The organism is Streptomyces sp. NPDC057743, assembly GCF_042798755.1.
Lineage (GTDB): Bacteria > Actinomycetota > Actinomycetes > Streptomycetales > Streptomycetaceae > Streptomyces.
In genome coordinates, this window is sequence record NZ_JBHVJX010000009.1 from 59,922 (window position 1) to 75,612 (window position 15,691).

At 72.7% G+C, this 15,691-nt stretch carries 12 protein-coding genes; 4 read left to right on the forward strand and 8 right to left on the reverse strand.

All coding sequences use genetic code 11. The annotated features are described in order from the left end of the window. Positions 1-2: 2 nt before the first annotated feature. The gene (locus ACFVFQ_RS12485; RefSeq protein WP_383413255.1) at positions 3-875 is read left to right on the forward strand and encodes a PaaX family transcriptional regulator C-terminal domain-containing protein; all 873 of its coding nucleotides are present in this window, start codon (positions 3-5) and stop codon (positions 873-875) included. Between the two features lie 127 nt (positions 876-1,002). On the opposite strand, the gene ACFVFQ_RS12490 is transcribed toward ACFVFQ_RS12485, so the two are convergent. After that, positions 1,003-1,806: an HAD family hydrolase gene (locus ACFVFQ_RS12490; RefSeq protein ID WP_383413258.1), complete on the reverse strand. Its 804-nt coding sequence runs from the start codon at positions 1,804-1,806 to the stop codon at positions 1,003-1,005. A 454-nt stretch (positions 1,807-2,260) separates the two neighbouring features. On the opposite strand from ACFVFQ_RS12490, the gene ACFVFQ_RS12495 reads away from it, so the two are divergent. Beyond that, positions 2,261-2,914 carry a TetR family transcriptional regulator gene (locus ACFVFQ_RS12495; RefSeq protein WP_383413261.1) on the forward strand — a complete coding sequence of 218 codons (654 nt, stop codon included), beginning with the start codon at positions 2,261-2,263 and terminating at the stop codon, positions 2,912-2,914. Between the two features lie 27 nt (positions 2,915-2,941). Here the strand turns inward: ACFVFQ_RS12495 and ACFVFQ_RS12500 are convergent, their stop codons facing one another. Then, on the reverse strand, positions 2,942-3,973 hold the full coding sequence (locus ACFVFQ_RS12500) for an MDR family NADP-dependent oxidoreductase (RefSeq protein ID WP_383413264.1): 1,032 nt from the start codon (positions 3,971-3,973) through the stop codon (positions 2,942-2,944). Between the two features lie 215 nt (positions 3,974-4,188). On the opposite strand from ACFVFQ_RS12500, the gene ACFVFQ_RS12505 reads away from it, so the two are divergent. Further along, on the forward strand, positions 4,189-4,785 hold the full coding sequence (locus ACFVFQ_RS12505; protein WP_383413267.1) for a ScbR family autoregulator-binding transcription factor: 597 nt from the start codon (positions 4,189-4,191) through the stop codon (positions 4,783-4,785). A gap of 61 nt (positions 4,786-4,846) precedes the next feature. On the opposite strand, the gene ACFVFQ_RS12510 is transcribed toward ACFVFQ_RS12505, so the two are convergent. The 6 genes from ACFVFQ_RS12510 to ACFVFQ_RS12535 form a co-directional block, all read right to left on the reverse strand. Next, positions 4,847-7,183, reverse strand: coding sequence for a bifunctional salicylyl-CoA 5-hydroxylase/oxidoreductase (locus ACFVFQ_RS12510; RefSeq protein WP_383413637.1), 2,337 nt, complete (start codon positions 7,181-7,183; stop codon positions 4,847-4,849). Further along, positions 7,180-8,007 carry an enoyl-CoA hydratase family protein gene (locus tag ACFVFQ_RS12515; RefSeq protein WP_383413271.1) on the reverse strand — a complete coding sequence of 276 codons (828 nt, stop codon included), beginning with the start codon at positions 8,005-8,007 and terminating at the stop codon, positions 7,180-7,182. Before ACFVFQ_RS12515 ends, ACFVFQ_RS12510 begins: the two co-directional genes overlap by 4 nt. A 331-nt stretch (positions 8,008-8,338) precedes the next feature. After that, positions 8,339-9,892: an amino acid permease gene (locus ACFVFQ_RS12520; protein WP_383413274.1), complete on the reverse strand. Its 1,554-nt coding sequence runs from the start codon at positions 9,890-9,892 to the stop codon at positions 8,339-8,341. Positions 9,893-10,072: 180 nt separating this feature from the next. Beyond that, complete coding sequence (gene argF, locus ACFVFQ_RS12525; protein WP_383413277.1) at positions 10,073-11,077, reverse strand: ornithine carbamoyltransferase; 1,005 nt, start codon at positions 11,075-11,077, stop codon at positions 10,073-10,075. A 258-nt stretch (positions 11,078-11,335) separates the two neighbouring features. After that, on the reverse strand, positions 11,336-12,565 hold the full coding sequence (locus tag ACFVFQ_RS12530) for an arginine deiminase (protein ID WP_383413280.1): 1,230 nt from the start codon (positions 12,563-12,565) through the stop codon (positions 11,336-11,338). Positions 12,566-12,644: 79 nt separating this feature from the next. Continuing rightward, a complete protein-coding gene (locus ACFVFQ_RS12535) occupies positions 12,645-14,267 on the reverse strand; it encodes an MFS transporter (RefSeq protein ID WP_383413284.1) in 1,623 nt (540 codons plus the stop codon). 95 nt (positions 14,268-14,362) lie between these two features. Here ACFVFQ_RS12535 and ACFVFQ_RS12540 point away from each other — a divergent pair, with 95 nt between their 5' ends. Next, complete coding sequence (locus tag ACFVFQ_RS12540; protein ID WP_383413286.1) at positions 14,363-15,397, forward strand: GlxA family transcriptional regulator; 1,035 nt, start codon at positions 14,363-14,365, stop codon at positions 15,395-15,397. Positions 15,398-15,691 lie beyond the last annotated feature (294 nt).

Consider the following 15,691-nt stretch of genomic DNA (forward strand, 5'->3'; position numbering starts at 1 on the left):
CGGTGAGCGACGAGCCTGCCCAGCACACCCCGCGGTCCCTGATCGTCACCTTCTACGGCGCCTACGGCCGGGGCGGCCCCCAGGACGTCGGCGGCGAGCCCGGGCCGGTGCCGGTGGCCGTGCTGATCCGGCTCCTTGGGGTGCTCGGCGTGGATCCGCCGTCGGTCCGCTCGGCGGTCTCCCGGCTCAAGCGCCGCGGACTGCTGGTCCCCGAGCGCACCGCCGCGGGCGCGGCCGCCTACGGGCTCTCCGACGCGGGTCAACAACTGCTCGCGGACGGCGACCGCCGGATATTCGGCCGGCCCGCCGGACCGCCGCCGGAGGGCTGGGTGTTGGCCGTCTTCTCCGTCCCCGAGGAGGAGCGGCACAAGCGCCATCTGCTGCGCTCGCGGCTGGCCCGGCTGGGCTTCGGCACCGCGGCGCCCGGTGTGTGGATCGCCCCCGCGCACCTCTACGAGGAGACCCGGCACACCCTGGAGCGGCTGCAACTGGCCGCCTACGTGGACCTGTTCACCGGCACCCACGCCGGTTTCACGCCCACCGCGCAGGCCGTGGCGCGCTGGTGGGACCTGGACGCCCTCGCGGCGCGGCACCGCGCGTTCCTGGCCGAGCAGGAACCGGTGCTGGCCCGTTGGAGCCGGCGCCGCTCGCTTCCCCCCGAGGCCGCCTACCGCGACCATCTGCTCGCCCTGGACGCCTGGCGGCACCTCCCCTATGCGGACCCCGGTCTGTCCTCTCCCCTCCTGCCGGAGGACTGGCCGGGCGGCCGCGCGGCGGAGGTGTTCCGCCGGCTGCACGACACCCTGCGGGCGGCTGCCGCCGCATACGTGCGGGAGGCGACGGCCGGGACGCACCGCACCCAGGACGCCGGTTGAGCCCCTGACTCCGTCGACCGTGGTCGATCGGGAGGCACCCCGCGTCCTCGTACGCCCCGCTCCGTCGCCTCCCGCCCGCGGTCCGGTGTTCCCCCTGGACCGCGGGCGTGGCCCGTAACCCCCGGTGTCAGCGTCGCCGCTGGTGTGCCCCCACCGGGACGGCGGCGGCCGGACGCTGCCGGACGGGGCCGGCGGTCGACGGACGCGGCCGGGCGGCGGCGATCACCGAGACCACGTCCTTGAACGAACTGCACATCCGGGTCCCGGCGACCGCGGCGAGTTCACCGAAGGTGCCGCTGCCGTAGGTGACCGCGACCGGCTCCATGCGCGCGGTCACCGCCATCCTCATGTCCCCCACGGTGTCCCCGACATACGCGCTCTGCCAGGCCGGGACCCCCAACCGACCGGCCGCGCGCAGCACCATCTCCGGGTGCGGCTTGCCGCGTCGGACCATGTCCTGCCCGATGACCGGGCCGACCAGGTCGCGGATGCCCATCACGTCGAGCAGGGCCTCGGCGCTGCGGGTGGTCTTGGAGGTGGCGACGGCCAGTTCGACGCCGTGGGCGCGCAGCGCGGACAGCCCGGCCGTCACCCCCGGGTAGAGCAACTGCGGCCCCTGGCACAGGACCTCGTAGGAGAACAGCTCCCGGTAGCGGGAGATGGCGGCCTGCACCCGCCCGTCGTCCTCGGGGCGGCCCAGCAGCCGTCCGAACGCGGCGGCCGGGGGCTTGCCGATGGCCGCGGCCGCCTGCCGCGCGGTCACCGAACAGCCCTGTTCCGCCGCCACCTTGACCAGCAGCTTGCTGATCGCGGGCAGGGTGTTGGCGAGGGTGCCGTCCAGATCGAAGACGGCGGCCCTGAGCGTCTCTCCTCCGCTGGCGCTCCGCGCGCCTCTCACAGGACGTTCGCCGACTTCCATTGATACGCGCATGGATGGGACCTTTCCGGATTCCGATGGGTGCGGGGGCTCGGTGACGTGTGCGGGTCCGGCTGGTCGGGCCGACCCCGCACCTCGACGACTGTGGCGGCAGAGGCGGTCTCGCCGTGGCGCACCACTGTCCAAGGGCGGCGCGCGACCGTCGAAGCGGCGGCATCGGAAGGGATCGTCCCGTTTACCGCCTTCGGAGATTTAAAAACCGCCTGCGCTGTTTGTCAATGCGCCTTAGCCCCTCCCTGACGGGTCGACAAGCCTTACCCGGCAGGACACACTGGATGAGGCCCTGGAAGCCGTGCATCCGCCGGGTTCCGGGCCCCACAAGGGCCGTTGACTTTCCGACAGACCGCGGCAGATCCGGCCATTCGTCCTCACCATAGCGAACCGCATGGTTGGTTTTCTCTGTAGACTGCAAGCAGGTTGCAGTCGTACGAGAGACGGGACGGACACCGTGCCCACGCAGCATCGAGCCATCCAAAGCCGCCAGGCGCTGATCCGCTCGGCCGCCGAGACGTTCCTGGAAAAGGGAGTGCCCGCCGCGGGCATGGTCGAGATCAGCCGGCGGGCCCGACTCAGCAAGGGAGCCCTGTACTTCCACTTCACGTCCAAGGACGATCTGACCCTCGCGGTCCGGGACACCGCGCTGGCCACCCTCAACGAGATCGAGGAGGGCTTTCTGCGCTCCCCCGAGCCGTTGACCGTCGCCGTCCGGGACTTCGCGGTCACGCTGTTCGGCCGGGTGCAGTCGGACCCGGTGCTGCGCGCGGGGTTGCGGCTGCGCCCGGAGACCGCACCGGGGTTGGATCTGCACGCCCTGGAGCAGCGCTGGTACGCGCTCTTCCTCGACAAGGCGGTGACCTGCGGCACCGGCGGCCCGGTCGGCCAGGGGCCCGGGCTCACCGGCCCGGACCCCGAGGACGCCGAACCGCGGCGCACCGCCCAGCTGTTGACCTCGGTCGTGGTGGGTCTGCTGCACCTGGGCGGCGGCGATCGGACGTGGTGGGACGCGGAGGCGGTCACCGGGCTGTGGGGTCTGCTGCCGGCGACGGCGGAGCGGGTCGGGGCCGCCGGGCTCCCGGCACCGGCTCGGGTCGCGGCCGGCTGACCGCTCCCCCCGCGCCCCGTGTCCGACTCACAACTCCACGATGACCGCCCCGACGTGACGTCCCTGGGTGAGTTCGCACAGCGCCCTCGGCGCCTGTTCGATCCCCTTCAGCAGCGCGTGCGGGAAGACCAACGAGCCGTCCCGCAGCCCCCGTCCGAACTCCGCCGTCCACTCCTCGGCCAGGTCGGGATGGGCGTACCGCCCGAAGCCGCGCAGCGCCACCCGGCGCGTGATGATCAGCCCCGCGTCCAGCTCGACCGGGCAGGTCGCCCCGCCGTCCCCGCCCAACTGGCTGGACAACACGCCGACCAGGGCGAAGCGGGCCTCCGGCCGGGCCACCGCGAGCGCCGCACGCAGCTGCTCACCGCCCACGGTGTCCAGCAGGACGTCGATCCCGTCGGGCGCGGCCCGGCGCAGCTGCTCCTCGATCGGCCCGGCACCGCGCACGACCGTGGCGTCGTACCCCAACTCCGCCCGCAGCCGGGCGGCCTTGGCCTCCGAACCGGTGCTGCCGATCACCCGGGCCGCCCCCAGCCGGCGGGCGAGCTGACCGGCCAGGCTGCCCACGCCGCCGGCGGCGCCGGTGACGAACACGGTGTCCCCAGGGCGCACCTCGGCGGCCCGGCGCAGCGCGCCCCAGGCGGTGTCCCCCTGGGAGAGGTGCGCCAGTGGCGACGGCAGCGCGGTCGGGTCGATTTTGCGCACCCGCGCCACATCAACAGCAGCGAACTCACGCCAACCATAGGGATGGTGGACGAGGTCGCCGGACGCGAAGGCGCCGCCGGGCGCGGCCACCACCTCGCCGACGGCGGCACCCGACAGCGGCTGCCCCGGCTCGAAGGACGGCATCGGCAAACGGGCCGTCGTCATCCGGGTCCGCATCGCCGCGGTGACCGCCATGAAACGGGTGCGCACCAGCACCTGATCGGGGCCAGGACTGGGCAGCGGGACCTCGGCAACGGTGAAATGACGCCCCGTCATTTCTTCGTCGCCGACCCGGCGGGCGAGCCGTACCTCCCGGTGGACGGAGGGGAGTTTGGGCGCGTCGGTCAGGGTCATCGATCTACTCCTTGCACGTTCGGCAGTACCACAGGCACCGCGCGGCCGAAGCGCGAATTCCGGCCGCAAACCGGCGTGCGGTCAATGAATACCGCACGGTTGGCTTCTTTATGATGCGGAAATAGACTGCGCGGCCACGGCAACGGGTCGCACCCAGGCACAACAACTCCAAGAGAGCATACGGAGGATGATCGGTGGTCAAGCAGGAACGCGCAGTGCGCACCCGGCGCGCCGTCCTCGAAGCCGCGGCCCATGTCATCGGCACCCGCGGCTACGAGGCCGCAACGATGGCAGAGATCATCCAGCGCGCGGGGGTCACCAAGGGGGCCGTGTACTTCCATTTCCGGTCCAAGGACGCGTTGGCGCGCGCGGTCATCCGGGAACAGACCGACCCGTTCGTACCGCCGGTGAGCGACTCCCGCCTCCAGGACGCCATCGACTTCACGCACCAGGTGGCGCTGGCCCTGCGGAGCGATCCGATGATCCAGGCCGGCACCCGGATCGCGGTCGAGACGACCTTCAGCGACGAGCCGTTGGTCCCGTACCAGGCGTGGATCGACATCATGGCCACGATGTTCACCGAGGCCCGGGACAACGGCGAGTTACTACCCGCCGTCGACCCGGACCGGGCCGCGGAGTTCTTCGTCGCCTCCTACATGGGCGTGCAGCTCTTCTCGCGGGCCGCGACCAACCGCGCCGATCTTCCCGAGCGGGTCACGACCCTCTGGAAGCACACCCTGCCGGGCCTGGCGTCGCCCGGCGCGCTGAGCCATCTCGATCCGCACGGCCGCTCCGCACGCGTCACCGTCTGACCCCTGCCACGCCGAGCGGCGCCCCCTTTACCGCCCCGCCCCGCTGCGTTCGGCCTCCCCGTCAGTGCAGCGTGAGGCGGGGCTTCGGCGCATCGGTGCGGCCGGTGGGCGGGGTGCGGCTGCCCGCCTGGTAGGACGGCGGCCAGGGGGCGCCGGGGCCGGCGTAGCCCTGTTCCGCGGCGGCGTGCAGGGTCCAGTGCGGGTCGTAGAGGTGGGGGCGGGCCAGCGCGCAGAGGTCGGTTCTGCCGGCCAGGATCAGGGAGTTGACGTCGTCCCAGGAGGAGATGGCGCCGACCGCGATGACCGGGATGCCGAGGGTGTTGCGGATCCGGTCGGCGAACGGCGTCTGGTAGGAGCGGCCGAAGTCGGGGCGCTCGTGGGGCACCACCTGGCCGGTGGAGACGTCGATGGCGTCGGCGCCGTGCTCGGCGAAGGCGGCCGCGATGGCGACGGCGTCCTCGGGGGTGGTGCCGCCCTCCGCCCAGTCGGTGGCGGAGATCCGGACCGTCATCGGCCGGTCGTCCGGCCACCGTTCGCGGACCGCGTCGAAGACTTCGAGGGGGAAGCGGAGGCGACCTTCGAGGCAGCCGCCGTAGGCGTCGGTGCGCTGGTTGGTCAGCGGGGAGAGGAAGCCGGAGAGCAGATAGCCGTGTGCGCAGTGCAGTTCGAGCAGGTCGAAGCCGGCGCGGGCGGCGCGGGCGGCGGAGCTGACGAACTGGTCGCGCACGGCGCCGAGTTCCGCCGCGGTCAGGGCGTGCGGGATCTGGTTGACACCCGGACGGTAGGGCAGCGGGGAGGCCGCGAGGACCGGCCAGTTGCCGTCCGGCAGCGGCTGGTCGATGCCCTCCCACATCCGCCGGGTCGAGCCCTTGCGCCCGGAGTGGCCGAGCTGGACGCCGAGGGCGGTGCCGGGGGCCTGGCCGTGCACGAAGTCGGTGATCCGCCGCCAGGCCCGCTCATGTTCCGGCGCGTAAAGCCCCGTGCAGGCCGGTGTGATCCGCCCCTCGGGGCTGACGCACACCATCTCCGTCATCACCAGCCCGGCCCCGCCCAGCGCGCGGGCGCCGAGGTGGACGAGGTGGAAGTCCCCGGGGGTGCCGGCACTGTCCGCGGCGTACATGTCCATCGGCGAGACCACGACCCGGTTGCGCAGGGTCAGCCCGCGCAGCCGGAAGGGGGTGAACATCGGCGGCGTCCCGTCGGGGATGCCGGCCTCCGCGGCCACCGCGTCGGTGAACTCGGCGTCCCGCAGCCGCAGGTTGTCGTGGGTGACCCGGCGGCTGCGGGTCAGCAGGTTGAAGGCGAACTGGTGCGGCGGCTGGTCGGCGTAGGTCGCCAGCTCCTCGAACCAGGCGAGGCTGGCACGGGCGGCGCGCTGGGTGGAGGCCACGACGGGGCGGCGCTCGGCCTCGTAGGCGGCCAGGGCGTCCGGCAGGGTGGGCGCCTCGCGCAGGCACGCGGCGAGCGCGAGGGCGTCCTCGACGGCCAGCTTGGTGCCGGAGCCGATGGAGAAGTGGGCGGTGTGCGCGGCGTCGCCGAGCAGCACGATCCGGCCGTGCGACCAGCGCTCGTTGACGACCGTGCGGAAGGCGATCCAGGCGGAGTTGTTGGTGCGCAACGGGCGGCCGCGCAGGGTCTGGGCGAAGAGCTCGGCGCACCAGGCGGCCGAGGCGCGCTCGTCGAGGGCGTCCAGCCCGTTGGCGCGCCAGACCTCCTCGCGCATCTCGACGATGACGGTGCTGGCGCCCTCGTCGGACGCGTCGGGCCGCCCGGTCTTGGGGCGGGCGTACGGATAGGCGTGGAGCTGGGCGATGCCGTGGCCGGTGTCGGCGATCTCGAAGCGGAAGGCGTCCAGGGCGAAGTCGGTCGAGAGCCAGATGTAGCGGCACCGGTGGGTGGTCAGTTGCGGGCGGAAGACGTCGGCGTGCGCGGTGCGGGTGGTGCTGTGCACGCCGTCGGCGGCGATCACCAGGTCGTGGTCGCGGGCGAGTTCGGCGGCCGGCGGGGCCTCGGTGCGGAAGACCAGCCGGACGCCCAGCGACCGGCAGCGCTCGTGCAGGACCGCCAGCAGCCGGCGGCGGCCGAGCGCGGCGAAGCCGTGGCCGCCGGAGGTGAGGGTCCGGCCGCGGTGCACGATGTCGATGTCGTCCCAGCGCACGAACTCGGCCTGGAGTGCACGGTAGATGACCGGGTCGGCGTGCTCGATGCCGCCGAGGGTCTCGTCGGAGAGGACGACGCCGAAGCCGAAGGTGTCGTCGGGGGCGTTGCGTTCCCAGACGGTGATCTCGCGGTCCGGGTCGAGGCGCTTGAGCAGGGCCGCGGCGTAGAGCCCGCCGGGGCCGCCGCCGAGCACGGCGACCTTCAGCGGGCGCCCGGCCGTCCCCGCGGCCGCGGTCACTTCCCCTGCCACTGGGGCGCCCGCTTCGCGGTGAACGCGGCGTGGAACTCGGCGTAGTCGGCGCTGTTCATCAGCAACGCCTGGGTGTTGGCGTCCAGTTCGACGGCGGCGGCCAGCGGCATGTCGAGCTCGGCGGTGAGCAGCGCCTTGGTCTGAGCGTGCGCGAGCGCGGGGCCGTCGGCCAGCCGTCGGGCGAGCGCCGCGGCCCGCTCGTCGGCCCGGCCCTCCTCGGTCAACTCGCTGATCAGACCGATCCGTTCGGCCTCGGGGGCCCGTACCGGATCGCCCAGCATCAGCACCCGGGTGGCGTGCCCGAGGCCGACGACGCGCGGCAGCAGATAGGCGGCGCCCATGTCGCCGCCGGAGAGGCCGACCCGGGTGAAGAGGAACGCGAAGCGGGCGGAGGGGTCGGCGACCCGGAAGTCGGCGGCCAGGGCGAGCACCGCGCCGGCGCCGGCGGCCACCCCGTGCACCGCCGCGACGACCGGGAACGGGCACTCCCGGATCGCCCGGACGACCTGCCCGGTCATCCGGTTGAAGTCCAGGAGTTGGGCGGTGTCCATGCCGAGGGTGACGCCGATGATCTCCTCGACGTCCCCGCCGGAACAGAAGCCGCGCCCCTCGCCGGCCAGGACCAGGGCGCGCACCGAGCGCTCCCGGGCGAGTTCGGCGAGCAGGTCGCGGAGGTCGGCGTATGCCTCGAAGGTCAGCGCGTTGAGCTTCTCGGGGCGGGCGAGGGTGACGGTCGCGACGCCGTCCTCCCTGCTGACCCTGATGTGCTGCCATGCGCCGGTGCTGCGGGCGGATCCTGCGAACGGGCTCATCGGTCTGCCTGCCCCCTTCAGCCGGTTGGCTGGTGCGTGGTGGCCGCGGATGCGGTGGCGGTGCGGAACGCGCGAAATGCTCCTCGAAGTTATCACTGCTTTGTGACCATCGTCATGAGTGCGCGATATGCGCGCCGTGGCGACGGGGCGGGGAAGTGCGGTGCGGGGGTGGGGAGTTCCGGGTGGGACGGGTCTTGTCGTGCGGGGTCTGCCCGGGTGCGGATGCGGCTTCGGCCCCGGTCCCGGGCGTTGCTGCCAGGGTCGGGGCCGAAGTCGGGGTCGGGGTAGGAGCCGGAGGGGGTCGATCAGGCCGACGCGCGGCGCGGAGCGGTCAGTTGCCGCCGCGGTCCGGGCGGTCCCCGCTACCGGATCCCACATAACCGGAATCCGCCGCGCCGGTCCCTGGCGCCGCCTCGCCACTCCCCCGCGACCCCGGGAAGTCCCCCGCGCCGTCCGGGACGGGCCCGTCGCCCCCGCCCCTGGCCAGGCGCGAGTGCCGGCGCCCGTACAGCGCGTAGACCACCGTGCCGAGGGCGAGGAAGCCGGCGAACTGGAGCCACGTGGCCGGGCCGGTGCCGTAGATGAGGTAGCCGCAGAAGACGATGCCGAGCAGCGGGCTGAGCGGGTAGAGCGGGACGCGGAAGCGGCGCGGCAGGTCGGGCCGGGTGCGACGGAGCACCAGCAGGCTGACGTTGACCGCCGCCATGATCGCGAGGGTGCCGATGGTGGTCAGGTTCATCACCACGTCCAGCGGGACGACCGCGGCCGGGAGGGCGAAGACCACCGCGACGATCCAGGTGTTGGCGACGGGCGTGGCGGTCCGGGGCGAGACCCGGGCGAAGACCCGCGGGACCAGCCCGTCCCGGGACATCGCCATCAGGATGCGGGTCTGCCCGTACATCACGGCGAGGACCACGGAGGCGATGGCGACGACCGCGCCGAAGGCGATCACCGCGCCGCCGACGTTGGAGTGGGTGACCCGGTCGACGATCAGCGACAGCGCGGCCGGGCGGCCGGCCACCTCGCCCGCGGAGAGCGCGCCGATCGCGGCGAGGGCGACCAGGCAGTACAGGACGGTGACCACGCCGATGCAGATCATGATCGCGAGCGGGATGTTGCGGCGCGGGTTGCGCACCTCCTCGCCGGCGGTGGTGATCGCGTCGAAGCCGATGTACGAGAAGAACGCGACGGAGGCGCCGGAGGTGATCCCGGCCAGCCCCTCCGGTGCGAACGGGGAGAGGTTCCCGCTGTGGAACGCGCCGAAGCCGATCACGCAGAACAGCGCCAGCACCGCCAGCTTGAGCACCGCCATCGCCGCGGTCGCCCGGGCGCTCTCCCGGATGCCGCGCACCAACAGCACCGCGGCCAGCAGCACCACGACGACGGCGGGGAGGTTGACGATGCCGCCGTCGCCGGGCGGGTTGGCGAGCGCGGCGGGCAGTTGCCACCCGGTGAGACTGCCGAGCAGTTGGTTGAGGTACTGGCCCCAGCCGACCGCGACCGCGGAGACCGAGACGCCGTATTCGAGCAGCAGGCACCAGCCGACGAGGAAGGCGGTGCGCTCGCCGAGGGTGGCGTAGGCGTAGGAGTACGAGCTGCCGGAGACCGGGATCGCACCGCCCAGTTCGGCGAAGGCGAAGGCGGTGAAGACACAGGTGACGGCCGCCAGCACGAAGGAGACGATGACCGCGGGGCCGGCCTGCGCGACGGTGTCGGACAGGCCGACGAAGATGCCGGTGCCGACGATGGCGCCGACGCCGAAGCAGAGGAGTTGGAACAGGCCCATGCTGCGGCGCAGGCCATGGCCGTGGAGGTCCGCTCCGGATTCGGCGAGGAGGAGGTCGGGCGACTTGATGCGCAATCCGGACGTGCCTGGGCGGAGCATGGGGTGGTTCTCTCTCTGGTGGTGCGTGGCGCGCGGCGCGGGTGGGCCGGGCGCGGTGCGGGGCCCGGACCGGTGGGTCCGAGCCCCGTGTGCGGCTCGATGGTAACCCGAGGCCGCATGATCGTTCATCACCCCGCATGGCTATGCATGACCCGGTCCGCGGCCCGCACGGGCCGCGCCCTACCGCCCCAGCGTCGCCACCATCACGGCCTTGATGGTGTGCATCCGGTTCTCCGCCTCGTCGAAGACGACCGAGTGCGCGGACTCGAAGACCTCGTCGGTGACCTCCAGCGAGGTCAGCCCGTGGCGGGCGTGGATCTCCCGGCCGACCGCGGTGCCGAGGTCGTGGTAGGCGGGCAGGCAGTGCAGGAACTTCACGTCGGGCCGGCCGGTGGCGCGCAACACGTCCATCGTCACCGCGTACGGAGCGAGCAACGCGATCCGCTCGTCCCAGACCTCCTTGGGCTCGCCCATGGACACCCAGACGTCGGTGGCGACGAAGTCGGCGCCCCGCACGCCCTCGGCGACCTCGTCGGTGAGGGTGATCCGGGCCCCGCTGGCCTCCGCGAGCGCCCGCGCCTTCGCGATCACGCCCTCCTCCGGCCACAACTGCCGGGGCGCGACGATCCGTACGTCCATGCCGAGGAGGGCGCCGGTGACGAGGTAGGAGTTGCCCATGTTGTTGCGGGCGTCCCCGAGGTAGGCGAAGGCGGTCTCCTCCAGGGGCCGCCCGCCGCCGTGCTCGACCATCGTCAGCACGTCGGCGAGCATCTGGGTCGGGTGCCAGTCGTCGGTGAGCCCGTTGTAGACGGGCACCCCGGCGTGCGCCGCGAGCTCCTCGACGTCGGCCTGGCGGCTGCCGCGGAACTCGATGGCGTCAAACATCCGGCCGAGGACGCGCGCGGTGTCCTTGACCGACTCCTTGTGCCCGATCTGCGAGCCGGACGGGTCGAGGTAGGTGGTCGAGGCGCCCTGGTCCGCGGCCGCGACCTCGAAGGAACAGCGGGTCCGGGTCGAGGTCTTCTCGAAGATCAGGGCGATGTTGCGGCCCTGCATGCGGCGGACCTCGGTGCCGGCGCGCTTGGCCGCCTTCAACTCGGCGGCCAGCTCGATCAGTCGACGGAACTCCTCGGCGCTGAAGTCCAGCTCCTTGAGGAAGTGGCGGCCCTTGAGGTCTATCGCCATGGGTGGGCTCCTGATTCGCGGCGGTCGGGGACAGGGGGCATCGGGGCACACAGCCCATGGAAGTCTATACGAACTTCCGCATCCCTATACGAGTACCCGGGCATCCAGGCATCCGGTCGCCCGGGTGCCAGGCAGTGCCAGGCACGTCCGACCCCGGCGCCCCGGGATCGCGTCCCCGACTCCCCCAGACTGCCAGTCAGGCCGGACGACCACCGTCCGCGGGTCGACCGCCGCCGGCGGACGCCCGCCTCCGCCGCCTCAGCCGGACACCGCGTCTCTCGTCACCGGGCAGCTCATGCAGCGCGGCCCGCCGCGCCCCCGGCCCAACTCGCTCCCGGGGATCGTGATCACCTCGATCCCGCGCTTCCGCAGGAAGGTATTGGTGGTGACGTTCCGCTCGTAGGCCACCACCACGCCCGGCTCCACGGCGAGCACGTTGCAGCCGTCGTCCCACTGCTCGCGCTCGGCCGAGTGCACGTCCTGGGTCGCGGTGAGCACCCGGATGTCGGCGAGCCCCAGGGAAGCCGCTATGGCGCGGTGCATGTGCTCCGGCGGATGGTCGGTGACCTTCAGGTCCTGCGTGCCCGCGCCCGGCTCGATGGTGTACGAGCGGAGCATCCCCAGGCCCTCGTACTGGGTGAAGGTGTCCCCGTCGATCATGGTCATCACGGTGTCCAGGTGCATGAACGCGCGCCGCTTGGGCATGTCCAGCGCCACGATCGTCCGCGCGGAGCCCGCCGCGAACAGCCCGCGGGCCAGCAGCTCCACCGCCTGCGGGGTGGTCCGCTCGCTCATCCCGATCAGCACCGCGCCGTTGCCCAGCACCAGGAGGTCGCCGCCCTCGATCGTCGAGGGGTAGTCGGCCTGCCCCTCCGACCAGACATGGAACGGCTCCTCGCGAAAGAGCGGGTGGAAGCGGTAGATGGCCTCGTAGTGCACGGTCTCGCGCTGCCGAGCCGGCCAGCGCATCGAGTTGATCGAGACCCCGTCATAGATCCAGGCGGAGGTGTCGCGGGTGAACAGATGGTTGGGCAGCGGCCCCAGCAGGAAGTCGTCCAGGTCCATCACGTGAAAGCGGACCGAGGTCGGCTCCGGATGCCGTTCCAGGAACTCGCGCTTGGTCATCCCGCCGACCAACGCCTCGACGAGCTCCGGCACCGGCAACGCGTCGAACGCCGCCCGCAGGTGATCGGTCGCCAGCGGCCCGTACTCCTTCTCGTCGAAGACCCGGTCCAGGACCAGCGTCCGCGCCTCGGGGATCTGGAGGCTCTCGGCCAGCAGATCCCCGAAGAGGTGCACCTCGACGCCCCGGTCGCGGAGCACGTCCGCGAACCCGTCGTGCTCGGCGCGGGCCCGCCGCACCCAGAGCACGTCGTCGAAGAGCAAGGTGTCCTTGTTGGAGGGGGTGAGCCGCTTCAGTTCGAGGTCGGGGCGGTGCAGGATCACGCGCCGCAGCCGCCCGGCCTCCGAGTCGACATGGAATCCCATCTCCCCATCTTGTCCGCTCCGGGGGCGTCGCGTCGCGGGTCCGGGGATCCCGGACGGGGTGTCGGGCGCGGGTGACGCCCTAGGCGGTGTCCGACCCCGACCCATCGGGCAGGCGCTGACGTCCCGCCGCGCCTCTGTTCTCCCTCTCTAGGCACAAGGCCGCCGCGACCGCGAGCGCCGAGGTCACCGCCGCGATGATCCAGCCGGCGCGCAGCGACCCGAACGCCGGGTGCTGCTGACCGCCCATGACTGCGACCAGTACGGCCACACCGAGGGCGGTACCGGCCTGCCGGGACACCATCAAGACGCCGGAACCGAGGGAGAGTTGGCTACCGGGCAGCGCCCCCGCGGCTGCGAACATCACGGGCTGGTACAGGCCGGTGCCCAACCCGGCGAAGACCAACCCGGGCAGGAACCGCTCCGCGTAGTGCGTCCCCCCGCTCCCGTCGCCAGCCAGGACGATCCACCACAGCGCGGCCGCCACGAAGCACAGCGCGCCGAGCACCGCCGTGCCCCGGCCGCCGATCGCGGCGACGATCCGGCCGGAGACCGCGGAGACCACCAGCACCGTCAGCGGCCAGGGCGCCATCGCCAAACCCGCCGTCCGCACCGGGTAGTGCCAGATGTCGGTGAACAACAGGCTCGCGGCGAGCATCATCGCCCCGTAGGCGACGAAGTAGCCGAGCAACCCCAGGGTGGCCGCGGTGAAACCGGGGGAGCGGAACAGCGCCGGGTGCACCACCGGGTTCGCGGCGCGACGCACATGGCGCACGCCCAGCGCCCCGGCCAACACTCCGGCGCCGAGGACCGCGAGCGTGCCCGGGGCGGCATAACCCCACTCGGGGGCCTCTACGCACGCGGTCACCAACGCGCCGACGCACACCAGCACCAGAGCCGTCCCCGGCAGGTCGAGCGCCTGCCGCGGACCGCGCACCGAACGGGGCAGCAGCCGGATGCCGCAGCCGACCGCGAGCAGCACCACCGGGACGTTGATCAGGAAGATCAACCGCCAGTCGGAGGCGGCGAGCAGCCCGCCGATCACCGGCCCGGAACTCGCCGCCACCGCGCTGACCGCCGTCCAGGCACCGACCGCGGTCGCCCGCTCGCGCGCCGGTAAGGCGGGCAGCGCGAGCGAGAGGGAGGTCGGGATCAACACCGCGGCGGCCGCGCCCTGCACCACCCGCGCCACGATGAGCAGGGTGAGTGTGGGCGCCGCGCCACAGGCCGCCGAGGCCAGCCCGAACAGCACCATGCCGACCAGGAAACACCGCCGCCGCCCGGCCTCGTCGGCGAGCCGACCGGCCGGCACCAGGAGCGCGGCGAGCACGACGGTGTAGCCGTTGAGCACCCACGAGAGCGTGGCGGCCGGCACCGGCGCGAAGTCCTGGCCGATCGCCGGGAACGCGATGGTGACGGCGATCAGATCGAGCACCGCCAGGAACTGCGCGGCGGAGGCGATCGCCAGGATCAGCCAACGGCGGGGGTCGGGTGCCACGGGCTCGGTGGACGCCGTGGTGGGGGTGGACACCTCTGCGGGGGTGGACACCTCTGCGGGTGGGGCGACCTGTGGGGCGGCCAGCGGGGAGCCCCGCCGAGCACCCTGTGTGGCGAACGGGCGTCCGCCGTCGTCGAGTTGGTGGGCAGCGGGGGCCGCGCCGATGGGCGCACCTGTCCCCCGATGCCCCGGAAGGGAAGTGGTCATGTCGATCAAGCATCGGCCCAGCGCCCCCTCCACACGAGTGGCAGCCCTGCCACCACCCGCTACATTTCTGCCACCCCGTCTGCCACACTCGCGCCATGCCCTCCATAGCGATCGCCCTCACCGACGGCATGCCGTTCTTCGAACTCGCCATCCCCGGCCACATCTTCGGCAACGACCGGCTCCAACTCCCTCCTGACTGGTACGACCTCCGGATGTGCCAGATCGCGACTCCGGAGTGCGCCAACCCGGAGGGCGAAGTGCCGCTCGCCGGGGCCCGGTTCAGCACCCGGACCCCGTACGGCGTCGAGGAACTGATCACGGCCGACACCGTGATCGTGCCGGCGACCGCCGATGTGCACGGCGACCCGCCGGACGAGCTCGTCGCGGCACTGCGCGAGGCCCACCGCCGCGGCGCGCGGGCGGTCTCGTTCTGCTCGGGCGCCTTCACCCTCGCCGCGGCCGGACTGCTCGACGGCCGCACCGCCGCCACCCACTGGATGTACGCGACACTGCTCGCCGAGCGCTACCCGACCGTGACCGTTGACCCGACAGTGCTCTACGTCGACCACGGCGATGTGCTCACCGGCGCCGGCGCTACCGCCTCCATCGACGTCTGCCTGCACCTGATCCGCGAGGACTTCGGCACCGGCGTCGCCAACTCCGTCGCCCGCCAGTTGGTCGCGCCGGCACACCGCCCGGGCGGCCAGGCCCAGTACATCGAGACGCCGCTGCCGGAGCACCGCGACGACTCGCTCGCGCCGGTCCTGCAGTGGGCCACCGAACGCCTCCGCGAGCCGCTGACCGTCGCCGACCTCGCCCGGTACGCACACACCAGCCCCCGCACCCTCGTCCGCCGCTTCCACGCCACGACCGGCACCACCCCCATGCAGTGGCTCCAGTCCCAACGCATCGCCCGGGCTCGCGAGTTGCTGGAGAGCACCGACCTTCCGGTGGACCGGGTGGCGGACATCGCCGGCCTGGGCACGGCCGCCAACCTCCGCCGCCACTTCACCCGCATCGTGGGCGTCCCCCCGGCCGACTACCGACGGACGTACCGGGCGGGACGAGAGGGGCGGAAGGGGCAGGAAGGGCAGGAGGGGCGGACGATCCGGGACGCCAAGGCGGCGTGAACTGGCGGCGCGAGCTGACGGCGTGAGCTGGCGGCCTGAGCTGACGGCGTGAACTGATCGCGCACAAGGGAAGGTGGCTCGTTGCCCGCTACCGGTTGGCCGTTGCTGGGCGCCCGGTATCGGTTGCCCGTTGTCGGTTACCCGTTGTCGGTTACGTTCCCGTCGTCAGTTGCCCGCCTTCGACGGTCAGTTGCCCATCTTCGGTCGTCAGTTGTTCGTTGCCGGAGGGCGGATGCCGGTGCCGTGCTCCGCCGCCGGCCGTTACGGCGGCGGAGCCACGCAACGGCGCACCGT